The following is a 14601-nucleotide window of genomic DNA, read 5'->3' on the forward strand; positions in this document are numbered from 1 at the left end:
GGTTGGTATGAGACGCGCCCTACCGCCCCAGGCGGTTCGCCGTGTGCACCGCCCGCAGCACCGCCGCCGCCTTGTTGCGGCACTCCTGGTCCTCCGCGACCGGGTCGGAGTCGGCCACGACGCCGGCGCCCGCCTGGACGTGGGCGGTGCCGTCGCGGAGCAGGGCCGTACGGATGGCGATCGCGGTGTCGGAGTCCCCGGCGAAGTCCAGGTAGCCGACGCAGCCGCCGTACAGACCGCGGCGGGACGGCTCCAGTTCGTCGATGATCTGCATCGCGCGGGGCTTGGGGGCGCCGGAGAGGGTGCCGGCCGGGAAGCACGCGGTGAGCACGTCGAAGGCCGTGCGGCCGGGGGCCACCCTGCCGGTGACGGTGGAGACGATGTGCATCACGTGCGAGTACCGCTCGATGGACATGAAGTCGACCACCTCGACGGAGCCGGGTTCGCAGACCCGGCCGAGGTCGTTGCGGCCCAGGTCGACCAGCATCAGGTGCTCGGCGCGCTCCTTGGGGTCGGCGAGCAGCTCCTCGGCGAGGGCCTGGTCCTCCTGCGGGGTGGCCCCGCGGTGCCGGGTGCCGGCGATGGGGTGGACCATCGCGCGCCCGTCCTCCACCTTCACCAGGGCCTCGGGGGAGGAGCCGACGACGTCGAAGCCCTCGAAGCGGAACAGGTACATGTACGGGGAGGGGTTGGTGGCCCTCAGGACCCGGTAGACGTCCAGGGCACTCGCCGTGCACGGGGTCTCGAAGCGCTGGGAGGGCACCACCTGGAAGGCCTCGCCGGCGCGGATGCGCTCCTTGACGTCCTCGACGGCCCGCTGGAAGTCGGGGCCGCCCCACCGGGCGGTGTACTCGGGCAGCTCGGAGGGCGGGAGGTGGGCCGGGGGCTGGGCGACCGGGCGGGTCAGGTCCGCCTCCATGGCGTCCAGGCGGGCCACGGCGTCCGCGTGGGCCTCGTCGACGCCGGTGTCGAGGTCGTTGTGGTTGATCGCGTTGGCGATCAGCAGGACCGAGCCCTCCCAGTGGTCCATCACCGCGAGGTCGCTGGTCAGCAGCATGGTCAGTTCGGGCAGCCGCAGGTCGTCGTGCTCGCCGGGACCGATCTTCTCCAGGCGGCGGACGATGTCGTAGCCCAGGTAGCCGACCATGCCGCCGGTGAAGGGGGGCAGGCCCTCCTGGTGCGGGGTGTGGAGGGCCTGGAGGGTGGCGCGCAGGGCCTGGAGGGGGTCGCCGTCCGTGGGGACGCCGACGGGCGGGACGCCGAGCCAGTGGGCCTCGCCGTCGCGGACGGTGAGCGTGGCGGCGCTGCGGACGCCGACGAAGGAGTAGCGCGACCAGGAACGGCCGTTCTCCGCGGACTCCAGCAGGAAGGTGCCGGGGCGTTCGGCGGCGAGCTTGCGGTAGAGCGCGACCGGGGTGTCGCCGTCGGCGAGCAGCTTGCGCGTGACCGGGATGACGCGCCGGTCGGTGGCCAGCTTGCGGAAGGTCTCCAGTTCCATGGCGGCTGACCCTACTGACCGGATCCGGGTACGCCGGAACCGGCGTCCTCGAGCAGCACGTCCGCGTCGAAGCAGGTGCGCGCGCCGGTGTGGCAGGCGGCCCCCACCTGGTCGACCCTGACCAGCAGGGTGTCGGCGTCACAGTCCAGGGCGACCGACTTCACCCGCTGGAAGTGGCCGGAGGTGTCGCCCTTGACCCAGTACTCCTGCCGGCTGCGCGACCAGTAGGTGCAGCGGCCGGTGGTCAGCGTCCGGTGCAGCGCCTCGTCGTCCATCCAGCCGAGCATGAGCACCTCGCCGGTGTCGTACTGCTGGGCGATGGCGGGGACGAGCCCGTCGGCGCTGCGCTTGAGCCGCGCGGCGATCTCCGGGTCGAGGCTGCTGGGCCGGGGTGCACCGGTCGTACTGGTCATGGGTCACATTCTGCCGCGTGGGACCGACAGCGGGACACGGCCGTCCAGGGAGTGGTCGGAGCCGGTGCGAAAGCGGCCCCGTGAGGGTGGCGCCCGGGGCGACGGGTGGGCGGGACGTTTACGTGGTCGTAGGCTGACACCATGTCGACCTTTGCCAAGCGTGAACGGCTTCTCCTCGCCGACCTCTTGGAAACCGTCGGGCCGGATGCCGACACCCTCTGCGAGGGCTGGCGCACCCGGGACCTGGCCGCGCACGTGGTCGTGCGCGAGCGCCGCCCGGACGCGGCCGGGGGCGCGCTGCTCAAGCAGCTCGCGCCGCGTCTGGAGAAGGTGATGGCCGAGTACGCCGCGAAGCCGTACGAGGAGCTGATCCAGCTGATCCGTACCGGTCCGCCGCGGTTCTCCCCCTTCCAGCTCAAGCAGGTCGACGAGGCGGCCAACATCGTGGAGTTCTACGTCCACACGGAGGACGTCCGCCGCGCCCAGCCGGACTGGGGCCCGCGCGAGCTGGACCCGGTGTTCCAGGACGCGCTGTGGTCCCGGCTCGAACGCATGGCGCGGCTGATGGGCCGGGGTGTGCCGACGGGTCTGGTGCTGCGCCGGCCGGACGGCCAGACGGCGGTGGCGCACCGGGGCACGCCGGTGGTCACGGTGACCGGTGAGCCGTCGGAGCTGCTGATGTTCGCGTACGGCCGGCAGCGCGCGGCCAGGGTGGACCTGGAGGGCGACGCCGAGGCGATCGACCGGCTGCACGAGTCGAAGCAGCTGGGCATCTGAGAGGACCGGCATGATCAAGGTGGCGATGACCGGCGTCTACGTGGACGACGTACCGAAGGCGCACGCCTTCTACACCGGCGTCCTCGGTTTCGAGACCCGCACCCACATGGACCTCGGCGGCGGCACGCTCTTCGTGACGGTCGGGGCGCGGGAGGGGGCCCAGCGGGATCTGGAGCTGCTGCTGGAGCCCGGCGAGGGCCCGATCGCGGAGCCGTACCGCCGGGCGCTGCACGAGGCGGGGCTGCCGTGCATCGTCTTCTCCGTGGACGACCTTCACGACGAGTACGAGCGGCTGAAGGGCCTCGGTGTCCGGTTCACGCATCCGCCGCAGGAACAGGGCCCGGTGCTGGCGGCGGTGTTCGACGACACGGTGGGCAACCTGGTGCAGCTGGTCCAGCCGAAGGGGTGACGGCGGTCAGCCGGGGAGTTCCGCGCGGCGCAGACCGGGGACGGCGAGGACGACGACCCCGCCGAGCCCGCAGACGGCCGCGCTGACGACGAACACCGGGCCGAGGCCCCACGCCCCGATCGCCGCGGCGGCGAACGGCATGCTCAGCGGGGTGAGGCCGAGGCTGACCAGGCTGGAGACGGAGGTGACCCGGCCGAGGTAGGCGGGGTCGGCCTGGGTCTGGAGCAGGGCACCGCACATGGCGCCGCTCAGGCCGGTGAACAGTCCGACGACCGCGGCGGTGCCGACGGCGGCCGGGAGGGCCGGGACCTGGGCGAGGGTGCCGATGGCGACCGATCCGGCGATGACGGCGCATCCGGCGACCAGTCCCGCCCGCGGCAGCCGGCCCCGGACGGTGAGCAGCAGCGAGGCGGCGCCCGCGCCGGCGCCGAACCCGGCCAGCACCCAGCCCATCCCGGAGGCGCCCCAGCCGCGCCGGTCGGCGAGCAGGGTCAGTCCGACGTTCAGGGGGCCGACGAAGCCCAGGTCGCCGAGGGCGATGGCGAGCATCAGCGGCCCCAGCACCGGATGCCTCCGGACGTACCGCAGGCCCTCCCCGAGGTCGCTCCAGGGGGTCCGCGCCGCGCGGGGGGTGCCGTCCTGGGGCAGGTCCCGTACGCGTACGGAGACCAGCAGCGGCACCGAGACGGCGATGAGCGCGCCGGCCAGGGCGAAGGCCGCCGGGGCGCCGCCGAGCGCCACGCCGAGGCCGCCGAGCGGGGCGCCCACGACGCTCGCGCAGCGGATGGCGAGGCCGCGCATGCCCTGGACGCGGGCGAGCTGGTCCCTCCCGGTGATCCTGGCCGGCAGGGCGCCCACGGCGGGCAGGAAGACGGCGTCGACGGCGCCGAAGACCACCGCCAGCAGGGCGAGCGGCCACAGTCCGGGGCTGGTGAGGAACAGCAGGGCGGCCACCGCGAGGACGGCACCGCACCGTACGGCGTCACTGCCGATGACGACGCGTCTCGGTCCCAGCCGGTCGGCGATCACTCCCCCGCCGAGCATCAGCACGGCCCGGGGGACGGCGCTCGCCGACATCACGAGCCCGGCCTGCGCGGGGGTGCCCACCTGGACGGCGGCCCAGGACAGGGCGAGGTAGTAGACGCTGTCACCGAGCATCGAGGCGGTGTAGGCGCCGAGCCAGCGCAGCACGTTGGGGTCGCGGTGGGCCTGCGCGGTCGCCGGCGGCACGAGGGTGGCGGTCACGGGAGGGCTGTCCTCTCAGACGTCAGACGCGGAACGGGAAGCCGTACACGTGCAGCGCGACGTGCTCGCGCCCCTCGGTGTCGCCGGCCTCCTCGCGGGCCCGGCCCTGCTCGTCGTACCGCTTGAGCAGCTCGTTCAGGTCTTTCTGCAGCTCGGCGAGTTCACCGGCGGTAAGGCGCAGCAGGGACTCCGAGTCGTGCGCCGCCGTGTTCCACTCGGGCCCCCAGTGGGCGCGCTCGTCGAGGTACCTGCGGTACATCTCGGCGCGCTGCTCCAGGAACAGCCGGGAGGCCGCCAGGTGGGCGGCCACCTTCTCGGGTGCGTCCCGGAAGTCCGCGTCACGGATGGAGACGCCCTCGGACGACGGCTGCCACCACCGCTCCCGCGCGTCCGAGCTCCGCGGCTCGGCCTCCTCCACCAGGCCATGCGCCGCCAGCTTGCGCAGGTGGTAGCTGACGAGGGAGACCGCCTCGTCCACCTGCTCGGCCAGTTGCGAGGCCGTGGCGACCTCGGCGACGTACAGCAGCCGGTACAGCTTCATGCGCAGGGGGTGGGCGAGCGCCTTGAGCGTGCCGATGTCCGTGATCCGGCGGTTCTCCTCGCGTGGCATGCCACCGACCCTAGATACGAAAGGAAAACTGCGCAACTTTCCTTGCGCAATCTTGCGTATCGGCCGGAAGGCGAGGCCCCGGCCTTCACCGGCCGGGGCCCCGCACGGGGCGGCCGTGGCCGCCCCGTGGCCGCCCCGCACGGGGCGGCCACGGGGCGGTCACCTCACGGGGTGCCCCGCCCCCCGCAGCGTCTCCTTCACCTCGCCGATCCTCAGGTCGCCGAAGTGGAACACCGACGCGGCCAGGACCGCGTCCGCGCCCGCCTCGACGGCCGGGGGGAAGTCGGCGAGTCTGCCGGCGCCGCCGGAGGCGATCACCGGGACGGTCACGTGCTTGCGGACCGCCGCGATCATCTCCAGGTCGTAGCCGTCCTTGGTGCCGTCCGCGTCCATGGAGTTCAGCAGGATCTCCCCCGCGCCCAGCTCGGCCGCCCGGTGCGCCCACTCCACCGCGTCGATGCCGGTGCCGCGCCGGCCGCCGTGGGTGGTGACCTCGAAGGTCCCCTCGGGGGTGCGGCGGGCGTCCACCGACAGCACCAGGACCTGGCGGCCGAACCGCTCGGCGATCTCGCGGATCAGGTCGGGACGGGCGATCGCGGCGGTGTTCACGCCCACCTTGTCGGCGCCGGCCCGCAGCAGCTTGTCCACGTCCTCGGCCGTGCGGACACCGCCGCCGACCGTCAGCGGGATGAACACCTGCTCGGCGGTGCGGCGCACCACGTCGTACGTCGTCTCCCGGTCGCCGGAGGACGCGGTGATGTCCAGGAACGTCAGCTCGTCGGCTCCCTCGGCGTCGTACACCTTGGCCATCTCGACGGGGTCGCCCGCGTCGCGCAGGTTCTGGAAGTTGACGCCCTTGACGACCCGGCCGTTGTCCACGTCCAGGCAGGGGATGACTCGGACCGCCAGGGTCATGACTGCTCAGGCTCCTCTGAATGCTTCGAGTTCTACTTCGACCAGGATGCGCGGATCGACGAAGCCCTCCACGACCAGCAGGGTCGAGGCCGGGCGGACGGTGTCGAACAGCTCCTTGTGGGCGCGGCCGACCGCGTCCACGTCCCGCGCGTGGGTCAGGTACATGCGCGTACGGATCACGGACTCGATGCCGAGCCCGAACTCGCCGATCGCCTCGACCGCGCTGGTGAAGGCCACCTTGGCCTGTTCGTACGGGTCGCCCTCCCCGTACAGCACGGTGCCCTTGAAGGACGTCGTGCCCCCCACCAGCACACGGTCGCCCGCCGCGACGGCGCGTGCAAAACCGAAGGACTCTTCCCAGGGACTTCCGCTCTGCACACGCCGCACGGCACCGCTCATGACGACACAGCCTCCAAGGCCTCTTCCAGGGTGAACGCCTTCGCGTACAGCGCCTTCCCTACGATGGCGCCCTCGACACCGAGGGGTACCAGCCCGGCGAGGGCGCGGAGGTCGTCCAGGGACGACACGCCGCCGGAGGCCACGACCGGACGGTCCGTGGCGGCACACACGTTCTTCAGCAGCTCCAGGTTCGGGCCCTGGAGCGTGCCGTCCTTGGCGATGTCGGTGACGACGTACCGCGCGCAGCCCTCCTTGTCGAGGCGCTCCAGCGTCTCGTACAGGTCGCCGCCGTCGCGGGTCCAGCCGCGGCCGCGCAGGGTGGTGCCGCGCACGTCCAGGCCGACGGCGATCTTGTCGCCGTGCTCGGCGATGACCTTGGCGACCCACTCGGGGGTCTCCAGGGCCGCGGTACCGAGGTTGACCCGGGTGCATCCGGTGGCGAGGGCGGCCGCGAGGGTGTCGTCGTCCCGGATGCCACCGGACAGCTCCACCTTGATCTCCATCGCCTTGGCGACCTCGGCGATCAGGGCGCGGTTGTCGCCGGTGCCGAACGCGGCGTCCAGGTCGACCAGGTGCAGCCACTCGGCGCCGGAGCGCTGCCAGGCGAGGGCGGCCTCCAGCGGGGAGCCGTAGGAGGTCTCGGTCCCGGACTCGCCGTGCACGAGACGGACGGCCTGGCCGTCGCGGACGTCGACGGCGGGGAGGAGTTCGAGCTTGGCCATGGTCTACAGGGTTCCGATCCAGTTGGTGAGGAGCTGGGCGCCGGCGTCGCCGGACTTCTCGGGGTGGAACTGGGTGGCCCACAGGGCGCCGTTCTCCACGGCGGCGACGAACGGCTTGCCGTGCGTCGACCAGGTGACCCGGGGGGCCTCGATCACGGGGTTGTGTGTCTCCAGCCGCCACTCGTGGACGGCGTAGGAGTGCACGAAGTAGAAGCGGGCGTCGGCGTCCAGGCCGGCGAACAGCCGGGAGCCCGCCGGGGCGTCGACGGTGTTCCAGCCCATGTGGGGCACGACGTCGGCCTGGAGCGGCTCGACCGTGCCCGGCCACTCGTCCAGGCCCTCGGCCTCGACGCCGTGCTCGATGCCCCGCGCGAAGAGGATCTGCATGCCGACGCAGATGCCCATGACCGGGCGCCCGCCGGACAGCCGGCGGTCCACGACCCAGTCGCCGCGCGCCTCGCGCAGGCCCTTCATGCAGGCGGCGAACGCGCCGACGCCCGGCACCAGCAGGCCGTCGGCGTTCATCGCCTTGTCGAAGTCACGGGTGATCTCGACATCGGCGCCCACGCGCGCGAGGGCGCGTTCGGCGGAGCGGACGTTGCCGAAGCCGTAGTCGAAGACGACGACCTTCTTCGCAGTGGTGCTCAATTCCACACCTCCAGTCGCATGACGCCCGCCACCAGGCACAGACCCGCGCCGATCGAGAGCAGCACGATCAGGCTGGTGGGCATCTTCTGCTTGGCGAAGGAGATGATGCCGCCGACCAGGAAGAGGCCGACGACGATCAGGAGGGTCGACAGACCGTTCATGGGGTTACAGCGCGCCCTTCGTGGAGGGGAGGATGCCGGCCGCGCGCGGGTCGCGCTCGGAGGCGTAGCGCAGCGCCCGGGCCAGCGCCTTGAACTGGCACTCCACGATGTGGTGCGCGTTGCGCCCGTACGGCACGTGCACGTGCAGCGCGATCTGCGCCTGGGCGACGAAGGACTCCAGGATGTGCCGGGTCATCGTCGTGTCGTACTCGCCGATCATCGGCGCCATCTTCTCGGGCTCGGTGTGCACGAGGTAGGGCCGGCCGCTCAGGTCGACCGTCACCTGCGCCAGCGACTCGTCGAGCGGGACCGTGCAGTTGCCGAAGCGGTAGATGCCCACCTTGTCGCCGAGAGCCTGCTTGAAGGCGGCGCCGAGCGCGAGGGCGGTGTCCTCGATGGTGTGGTGGGAGTCGATGTGCAGGTCGCCGTCGGTCTTCACGGTCAGGTCGAACAGACCGTGCCGGCCGAGCTGGTCGAGCATGTGGTCGTAGAAGCCGACACCGGTGGCGATGTCGGTCCGGCCGGTGCCGTCGAGGTCTATCTCGACCAGCACCGAGGTCTCCTTGGTGGTGCGCTCCACGCGTCCTACGCGGCTCATGCGTTACAGCTCCTTCTTCAACTCACGGACCGCGTCGAGGAACGCGTCGTTCTCCTCCGGGGTGCCGGCGGACACCCGCAGCCATCCCGGTACGCCGTTGTCCCGGACCAGGACGCCCCGGCCGAGGATCTGCCGCCAGGCCTCGTGGGCGTCGGCGAACCGGCCGAACTGGACAAAGTTCGCGTCGGACTCGGTGACCTCGTAGCCGATCGCGCGCAGCTCGGCGACCAGCCGGTCCCGCTCGGCCTTCAGCTGCTCGACGTAGCCCAGCAGCGTGTCGGTGTGCTCCAGCGCGGCCAGCGCGGTCGCCTGGGTGATCGCCGACAGGTGGTACGGCAGCCGGACCAGCTGGACGGCGTCCACGACCGCCGGGTCGGCGGCGAGGTAGCCGAGGCGCAGGCCGGCCGCGCCGAACGCCTTGGACATCGTCCGGGAGACGACCAGGTGGGGGCGGCCCTCCAGCAGCGGCAGCAGCGAGGCGCCGTGGCTGAACTCGACGTACGCCTCGTCCACGATCACCATCGACGGCTTGGCCGCCTGCGCCGCCTCGTACAGCGCGAGGACCGTCTCGGCCGGTACCGCGTTGCCGGTGGGGTTGTTGGGGGTGGTGACGAAGACGACGTCCGGCCGGTGCTCGGCGATGACCCGCTCGGCGGCGGGCAGGTCGATCCCGAAGTCCTCACCGCGCGGGCCGGAGATCCAGCCGGTGCCGGTCCCGCGCGCGATGAGCGCGTGCATCGAGTACGACGGCTCGAAGCCGAGGGCGGTACGGCCCGGCCCGCCGAAGGTCTGCAGCAGCTGCTGGATGACCTCGTTGGAGCCGTTGGCGGCCCACACGTTCTCCAGGCCGAGCGGGTGACCGCCGGTCCTGGTCAGGTACGCGGCCAGCTCCGCGCGCAGCCGGACCGCGTCCCGGTCGGGGTAGCGGTTCAGGTGGCGGGCGGCCTCCCGCACCCGCTCCGCGATCCGCTCGACCAGCGGCTCGGGCAGGGGGTACGGGTTCTCGTTGGTGTTCAGCCGTACGGGGACGTCCAGCTGGGGCGCGCCGTAGGGGGACTTGCCTCGCAGCTCGTCCCGTACGGGGAGATCGTCGATCCGCACGTCGCTCACTTGCTCTCGGGTACCTTCCAGCCGAACCTCGCCTTGATCGCCGCGCCGTGCGCCGGCAGGTCCTCCGCCTCCGCCAGCGTCACCACGTGGTGCGCGACCTCGGCCAGCGCGTCCTTGGTGTAGTCGACGATGTGGATGCCGCGCAGGAAGGACTGCACGGACAGGCCCGAGGAGTGACAGGCACAGCCGCCGGTGGGCAGGACGTGGTTGGACCCGGCCGCGTAGTCGCCGAGCGAGACGGGGGCCCAGGGGCCGATGAAGATCGCGCCCGCGTTCCTGACCCGGTCGGCGACCGCGGCGGCGTCGGCGGTCTGGATCTCCAGGTGCTCGGCGCCGTAGGCGTCGACCACCTTCAGGCCCTCCTCGACGCCGTCCACGAGGACGATCGCGGACTGCCTGCCCTTGAGGGCGGGCACGATCCGGTCGTCGATGTGCCGGGTGGCCGCGACCTGCGGCTCCAGCTCCTTCTCCACCGCGTCCGCCAGCTCGACGGAGTCGGTGACGAGGACGGCCGCCGCGAGCGGGTCGTGCTCGGCCTGGCTGATCAGGTCCGCGGCGACGTGCACCGGGTCGGCGCCGGCGTCCGCGAGGATCGCGATCTCGGTCGGGCCGGCCTCGGCGTCGATGCCGATCTTGCCGGTGAAGTAGCGCTTGGCCGCGGCGACCCAGATGTTGCCGGGGCCGGTCACCATGTTCGCGGGCGGGCAGGACTCGGTGCCGTACGCGAACATCGCGACGGCGGTGGCACCGCCCGCCGCGTACACCTCGTCCACGCCCAGCAGGGCGCAGGCGGCGAGGATGGTGGGGTGCGGCAGCCCGCCGAACGCGGCCTGCGCCGGGGAGGCGAGCGCGATCGACTCGACCCCCGCCTCCTGGGCCGGGACGACGTTCATGACCACGGAGGACGGATACACGGACCGGCCGCCGGGCGCGTAGAGGCCGACGCGCTCGACCGGCACCCACTTCTCGGTCACCGAGCCGCCGGGCACCACCTGCGTGGTGTGCGTCGTACGGCGCTGCGCGCGGTGGACCAGCCGGGCGCGGCGGATGGACTCCTCCAGGGCGGCGCGCACGGCCGGGTCGAGACCGGCGAGCGCGTCGGTGAGCGCCTCGGCCGGGACACGGACGGTTTCCAGCCGTACTCCGTCGAACTTCTCGGCGAAGTCGATCAGCGCCGCGTCGCCGCGATGATGCACGGCCTCGCAGATCGGGCGCACCTTCTCCAGGGCGGCCTGAACGTCGAAGTCGGCTCGGGGCAGCAGGTCGCGCAGGGCGGGGCCCTCGGGAAGGGCGTCGCCGCGCAGATCGATTCGGGAAATCACAGTCCCAATTCTCTCAGACCGGTGTCGGGAACCGTCCGCGCGTATCAATGGCTGATACAGAACGTGGGCCAAAGGCTGGTACATAGGCTGGCCGGAACGCGGAAGATCACCTTCACGTGTGGTGTTCCGGGGGTCACGCAGCGGGCATGAACGGCTGTACGAAAACCACTGAAAAACCACTGAACCGGGAGAGGGGAACGGTGACCGAGGGTGCCGGCATCCGCACCGGGGATCTGCCGGACGACCTGACCGCGGCCGAGGCGGGCATGTGGCAGGCCTTCCGCAACGGCAGCGTGTACGACCTGAGCTGCGGCGACTTCGTGGTGGACGATCCGCACGGCGGACATCCCTGGGGTCCCGAGCGGACCGTACGGGCCCGCACCGTCTGCTGGCTGCTGCTGGACGGCCCGCCGGCGCTGGCCGGCCGGGTGGCAGCGCTGAAGCTCGTCGGCGTGCGGATCACCGGCCCGCTGGACCTCGCGGGCGGCCAGGTCACCCCGTACGTCGAGCTGACCGGCTGCCGCTTCGACGAGGAGGTCCGGCTGCCGGAGGCCCGGTTCACGACCGTGCGCCTGGTGGACTGCTCGGTGCCGCGTCTGGAGGCGGCCCGCGTGCACACCGAGGGCGATCTGCATCTGCCGCGCTGCCGGTTCCCGGGCGGGGTCCGGCTGACGGACGCGCACATCGGCACCGACCTGCTGCTCAACCAGGCGGTCGCGTACCGCGACCGCGGCGGACGGTCGATCGCGGCGGACGGACTGACCGTCGGCCAGGACCTCCAGGCGGAGATGCTGGAGTCGTACGGCGAGTTCAGCCTGCGGGGTGCCCAGATCGGCGTCTCGCTCAGCCTGCGCGGCGCGAAGCTCGCCAACCCCTACGCCCGCTACGCCCTGAACGCCCCGCAGCTGACGGTCGAGCGCACCCTGTACCTGACCCCGGCCGGGGTGGGCAGCCCGCTGCTGAGCGGGACGACGCCCGCGCGCGGAACCCGCATCCAGCGGTTCGACTGCCGGGGCGGGGTGCGCCTGGACGACGGGCGGTTCGGGGACGCCGTCGACCTGGAGCGGGCCCGGTTCGACCTCACCGACGACCAGGAGCTGTCGCTGCGCCGGGTGCAGACACCGGAGCTGCGCTTCCTGGGGGACAAGCCGCAGCGGGGCAAGGTGGTGCTGTCCGGCGCGCGGGTGGTGAACCTGGTGGACCGCACCGGCAGCTGGCCGGACGCGGGCCGGCTGCACATGGGCGGGTTCGCCTACGAGAACCTGGTGCCGCAGGGCCCGTTCCCGCTGACCGAGCGCCTGGACTGGGTGTCCGCGGCCACCGCCGAGTACGCGCCGGAGCCGTACGAGCGGCTGGCCGCGGTGCTGCGCGCCGCCGGGGAGGACGAGGACGCCCGCGAGGTGCTGCTCGCCAAGCAGCGCCGGCGGCGCGAGACGCTGCCGCTGGCCGGCAAGTTCTGGGGGTACGCCCAGGACTGGACGGTCGCCTACGGCTACCGCCCGGGCCGGGCCCTGGTGTGGATGACGGTGCTCTGGGCGGCGGGCACCCTCGCGTTCGCGCACGCGGACCATCCGCCGCTGAACTCCGGCGGGCATCCGGCCTGGAGCCCGGCCCTGTTCACGCTGGACCTGCTGCTGCCGGTGATCGACCTGGGGCAGGCCGGCCAGTGGCAGCTGAGCGGCGGCTGGCAGTGGCTGGCGGCGGTGCTGGTCCTGGCCGGCTGGATCCTGGCGACGACGGTGGCGGCGGGGGCGACGCGACTGCTGCGGCGGAGCTGACGCGGGGTGCCGGCGTGACCGCGCTGCCGGAGCCGGTCCGGGGTGCCGGCGGGGCCCTCCAGACGGAGCACACGATTCCGTCACCACGTGAACCTTCACCTTTTACTGGCCCTTGACCGTCGGGCATACAACTTTCCATGACTTGTCCAGGCCCACTGGCGCGGCCCCGACCTGCGGACTTTCAATGGTCGGCACCATGGCTCTGCTGCCCTCGTTCATCCGCCCCACCCGGCTGACCAAACGCACCGCACGCCCGGCCGGACAGCCACCGGCCGGGGACGAGGCCGTGCTCGACGCGCCCGACGACCGCCTCTCCCCCGCCCTGGTCGCGGCCGGCCGGGGCGAGTACGGCGCCGCGGCCGGCCTGCTCGCCGCCACCCGCGCCGCGGCCGCGTGGGAGGACCGGGACCGGTACGTGCGACGCCTGAGCGCCTTCGCCCGCTCACGCCCCGAGTGGTACGAGGACTGGCGCGCCGCCGACCCCGCCGACCCCGGAGTGCTGGTGGTCGGGGCCCAGCTGGCGGTGGACCGCGCCTGGCCCTCGCCGGCCCGCGCCGAACTGCTGCGCGAGGTGAGCCCGCTCATCACCGCCGCCGCCCGCGCCGACGACCGCGACCCGGTGCCGTGGCGGATCGCGCTCGACCACGCCCGCGGCTCGCGGGCCGGGCACCGCTACTTCGAGGAGCTGTGGGAGGCGGCGGTCCGGCGCGCCCCGCACCACTACGGCTGCCATGTGGCCGCCCTGCGCTACCTCGCCACCTTCGGGCGCGACTGCCACCTCGCCTGCTTCGACTTCGCCGACCGGGCCGCGCAGGACGCCCCGGCGGGCTCGCTGGTGCAGGCCCTGCCCGCCCGGGCCGCGTTCGGCTGGCTGACCGACGGCCGCGGACCCGAGGTGCCGCGTGCCCGGCTGGACGCGGCGGCCGACCGCGCGATCGAACTGTCCGGACGCTTCCCGGCGGCCGACCCGTGGCCCGCCGAGGTCCGCAACAAGCTCCTGTACGTGCTGCTGAGGCTGGACCGCTACGACGAGGCCCGCGCCCAGCTGCGCCTGATCGGCCCGTACGCCACGTCCTTCCCCTGGGACCGCTTCTCGGACGACCCCCTCGGCCACTTCCTGCGGCTGCGCGAGCACCTGGAGACGGCGGGCCCGCGGCCCGCGCCGGCCGGCCTGCTGACGGCGCCCGCGGGGCCCCCGGACGGCCGGGGCGGACACGTGTGCGCCGACGACCACTAGGCTGGGGCGCCGTGACCACCGTCCGTCTCCCGCTCTTTCCGCTGAACTCGGTGCTGTTCCCCGGGCTCGTGCTGCCGCTGAACGTCTTCGAGGAGCGTTATCGCGCCATGATGCGCGAGCTGATGAAGACTCCCGAGGACGAGCCGCGCCGGTTCGCCGTCGTCGCCATCCGTGACGGCCACGAGGTCGCCCCGAGCGCCCCGGGCATGCCGGATCCCACGGCCCAGCCCGAACGCGGCCCGGCCGCCGGCTTCGGCCCCGACCCGGTGAAGGCCTTCCACGGGGTGGGCTGCGTGGCGGACGCGGCGACCGTCCGGGAGCGGCCCGACGGCACGTTCGAGGTGCTGGCCACGGGCACGACCCGGGTCCGGCTGCTGTCCGTTGACGCGTCGGGGCCGTTCCTGACCGCGGAGCTGGAGGAGCTGCCGGAGGAGCCCGGGGACGAGGCCGGCGCGCTGGCCGAGGGCGTCCTGCGCTCGTTCCGTCAGTACCAGAAGCGGCTCGCCGGCGCCCGCGAGCGCTCGCTGTCCACCGGCACCGACCTGCCGGACGACCCCGGCGTGGTGTCGTACCTGGTGGCCGCGGCGATGGTGCACGACACGCCGACGAAGCAACGGCTGCTCCAGGCCCCGGACACCGCGTCCCGGCTGCGGGACGAGCTGAAACTCCTCCGGGCGGAGACGGCCATCATCCGTAACCTGCCGTCGTTGCCCATGTTCGAGCTGACGCGGACACCGACGAGCCTGAACTGAGGGACCG

General features: G+C 72.9%; 17 protein-coding genes. 5 read left to right on the forward strand and 12 right to left on the reverse strand.

The genetic code is table 11. The features are described 5' to 3' along the window. Positions 1 to 19: 19 nt before the first annotated feature. Entirely contained in the window at positions 20 to 1498 is a 1479-nt protein-coding gene (locus ACZ7N4_RS00490; RefSeq protein ID WP_471352102.1) for an anthranilate synthase component I, read from the reverse strand. Between the two features lie 11 nt (positions 1499 to 1509). Then, complete coding sequence (hisI, locus tag ACZ7N4_RS00495; protein ID WP_471352107.1) at positions 1510 to 1911, reverse strand: phosphoribosyl-AMP cyclohydrolase; 402 nt, start codon at positions 1909 to 1911, stop codon at positions 1510 to 1512. A gap of 141 nt (positions 1912 to 2052) precedes the next feature. Between hisI and ACZ7N4_RS00500 the strand changes: the two genes are divergently transcribed. Further along, the gene (locus ACZ7N4_RS00500) at positions 2053 to 2688 is read left to right on the forward strand and encodes a TIGR03085 family metal-binding protein (protein WP_471352110.1); all 636 of its coding nucleotides are present in this window, start codon (positions 2053 to 2055) and stop codon (positions 2686 to 2688) included. A 10-nt stretch (positions 2689 to 2698) separates the two neighbouring features. Then, positions 2699 to 3097, forward strand: coding sequence for a VOC family protein (locus ACZ7N4_RS00505; protein ID WP_471352113.1), 399 nt, complete (start codon positions 2699 to 2701; stop codon positions 3095 to 3097). 6 nt (positions 3098 to 3103) lie between these two features. Here the strand turns inward: ACZ7N4_RS00505 and ACZ7N4_RS00510 are convergent, their stop codons facing one another. From ACZ7N4_RS00510 to hisD, 10 genes are all read right to left on the reverse strand, one after another. Further along, the gene (locus ACZ7N4_RS00510; protein WP_471352114.1) at positions 3104 to 4342 is read right to left on the reverse strand and encodes an MFS transporter; all 1239 of its coding nucleotides are present in this window, start codon (positions 4340 to 4342) and stop codon (positions 3104 to 3106) included. 22 nt (positions 4343 to 4364) lie between these two features. Beyond that, a complete protein-coding gene (locus ACZ7N4_RS00515; protein WP_471352116.1) occupies positions 4365 to 4952 on the reverse strand; it encodes an ArsR/SmtB family transcription factor in 588 nt (195 codons plus the stop codon). Positions 4953 to 5111: 159 nt separating this feature from the next. Further along, positions 5112 to 5867 carry an imidazole glycerol phosphate synthase subunit HisF gene (hisF, locus tag ACZ7N4_RS00520; protein ID WP_471352119.1) on the reverse strand — a complete coding sequence of 252 codons (756 nt, stop codon included), beginning with the start codon at positions 5865 to 5867 and terminating at the stop codon, positions 5112 to 5114. A gap of 6 nt (positions 5868 to 5873) precedes the next feature. After that, on the reverse strand, positions 5874 to 6266 hold the full coding sequence (locus ACZ7N4_RS00525) for a RidA family protein (RefSeq protein WP_471352122.1): 393 nt from the start codon (positions 6264 to 6266) through the stop codon (positions 5874 to 5876). Continuing rightward, positions 6263 to 6988 carry a bifunctional 1-(5-phosphoribosyl)-5-((5-phosphoribosylamino)methylideneamino)imidazole-4-carboxamide isomerase/phosphoribosylanthranilate isomerase PriA gene (gene priA / locus ACZ7N4_RS00530; RefSeq protein ID WP_471352124.1) on the reverse strand — a complete coding sequence of 242 codons (726 nt, stop codon included), beginning with the start codon at positions 6986 to 6988 and terminating at the stop codon, positions 6263 to 6265. The genes ACZ7N4_RS00525 and priA overlap by 4 nt, the downstream gene beginning before the upstream one ends. A 3-nt stretch (positions 6989 to 6991) precedes the next feature. Next, the gene (gene hisH, locus ACZ7N4_RS00535) at positions 6992 to 7642 is read right to left on the reverse strand and encodes an imidazole glycerol phosphate synthase subunit HisH (RefSeq protein ID WP_471352127.1); all 651 of its coding nucleotides are present in this window, start codon (positions 7640 to 7642) and stop codon (positions 6992 to 6994) included. Continuing rightward, on the reverse strand, positions 7633 to 7797 hold the full coding sequence (locus tag ACZ7N4_RS00540) for a hypothetical protein (protein ID WP_471352129.1): 165 nt from the start codon (positions 7795 to 7797) through the stop codon (positions 7633 to 7635). The genes hisH and ACZ7N4_RS00540 overlap by 10 nt, the downstream gene beginning before the upstream one ends. A 4-nt stretch (positions 7798 to 7801) precedes the next feature. Beyond that, the gene (gene hisB, locus ACZ7N4_RS00545) at positions 7802 to 8395 is read right to left on the reverse strand and encodes an imidazoleglycerol-phosphate dehydratase HisB (RefSeq protein WP_030743584.1); all 594 of its coding nucleotides are present in this window, start codon (positions 8393 to 8395) and stop codon (positions 7802 to 7804) included. Between the two features lie 3 nt (positions 8396 to 8398). Then, the gene (locus ACZ7N4_RS00550) at positions 8399 to 9505 is read right to left on the reverse strand and encodes a histidinol-phosphate transaminase (RefSeq protein WP_471352132.1); all 1107 of its coding nucleotides are present in this window, start codon (positions 9503 to 9505) and stop codon (positions 8399 to 8401) included. Continuing rightward, the gene (hisD, locus tag ACZ7N4_RS00555) at positions 9502 to 10827 is read right to left on the reverse strand and encodes a histidinol dehydrogenase (RefSeq protein ID WP_471352134.1); all 1326 of its coding nucleotides are present in this window, start codon (positions 10825 to 10827) and stop codon (positions 9502 to 9504) included. The genes ACZ7N4_RS00550 and hisD overlap by 4 nt, the downstream gene beginning before the upstream one ends. Positions 10828 to 11027: 200 nt before the next feature. On the opposite strand from hisD, the gene ACZ7N4_RS00560 reads away from it, so the two are divergent. The 3 genes from ACZ7N4_RS00560 to ACZ7N4_RS00570 all read left to right on the forward strand — a co-directional run bounded on the left by ACZ7N4_RS00560 (position 11028) and on the right by ACZ7N4_RS00570 (position 14594). Next, positions 11028 to 12605, forward strand: a complete 1578-nt coding sequence (locus ACZ7N4_RS00560; RefSeq protein ID WP_471352137.1) for an oxidoreductase — start codon at positions 11028 to 11030, stop codon at positions 12603 to 12605. A gap of 196 nt (positions 12606 to 12801) precedes the next feature. Beyond that, a complete protein-coding gene (locus ACZ7N4_RS00565) occupies positions 12802 to 13842 on the forward strand; it encodes a hypothetical protein (protein WP_471352139.1) in 1041 nt (346 codons plus the stop codon). Between the two features lie 11 nt (positions 13843 to 13853). Continuing rightward, on the forward strand, positions 13854 to 14594 hold the full coding sequence (locus ACZ7N4_RS00570; RefSeq protein WP_471352142.1) for an LON peptidase substrate-binding domain-containing protein: 741 nt from the start codon (positions 13854 to 13856) through the stop codon (positions 14592 to 14594). Positions 14595 to 14601: the final 7 nt, after the last annotated feature.

The sequence above is a fragment of the Streptomyces sp. NPDC107654 genome (genome assembly GCF_055639035.1).

Coding starts and splice junctions, on each gene's coding strand:
- ACZ7N4_RS00565 (WP_471352139.1), top strand. CDS start 12,802: ATGGCTCTGCTGCCCTCGTTCATCCGCCCCACCCGGCTGACCAAACGC.
- ACZ7N4_RS00505 (WP_471352113.1), top strand. CDS start 2,699: ATGATCAAGGTGGCGATGACCGGCGTCTACGTGGACGACGTACCGAAG.
- ACZ7N4_RS00490 (WP_471352102.1), bottom strand. CDS start 1,498: ATGGAACTGGAGACCTTCCGCAAGCTGGCCACCGACCGGCGCGTCATC.
- ACZ7N4_RS00515 (WP_471352116.1), bottom strand. CDS start 4,952: ATGCCACGCGAGGAGAACCGCCGGATCACGGACATCGGCACGCTCAAG.
- hisF (WP_471352119.1), bottom strand. CDS start 5,867: ATGACCCTGGCGGTCCGAGTCATCCCCTGCCTGGACGTGGACAACGGC.
- hisI (WP_471352107.1), bottom strand. CDS start 1,911: ATGACCAGTACGACCGGTGCACCCCGGCCCAGCAGCCTCGACCCGGAG.
- ACZ7N4_RS00525 (WP_471352122.1), bottom strand. CDS start 6,266: ATGAGCGGTGCCGTGCGGCGTGTGCAGAGCGGAAGTCCCTGGGAAGAG.
- ACZ7N4_RS00500 (WP_471352110.1), top strand. CDS start 2,053: ATGTCGACCTTTGCCAAGCGTGAACGGCTTCTCCTCGCCGACCTCTTG.
- hisB (WP_030743584.1), bottom strand. CDS start 8,395: ATGAGCCGCGTAGGACGCGTGGAGCGCACCACCAAGGAGACCTCGGTG.
- ACZ7N4_RS00540 (WP_471352129.1), bottom strand. CDS start 7,797: ATGAACGGTCTGTCGACCCTCCTGATCGTCGTCGGCCTCTTCCTGGTC.
- priA (WP_471352124.1), bottom strand. CDS start 6,988: ATGGCCAAGCTCGAACTCCTCCCCGCCGTCGACGTCCGCGACGGCCAG.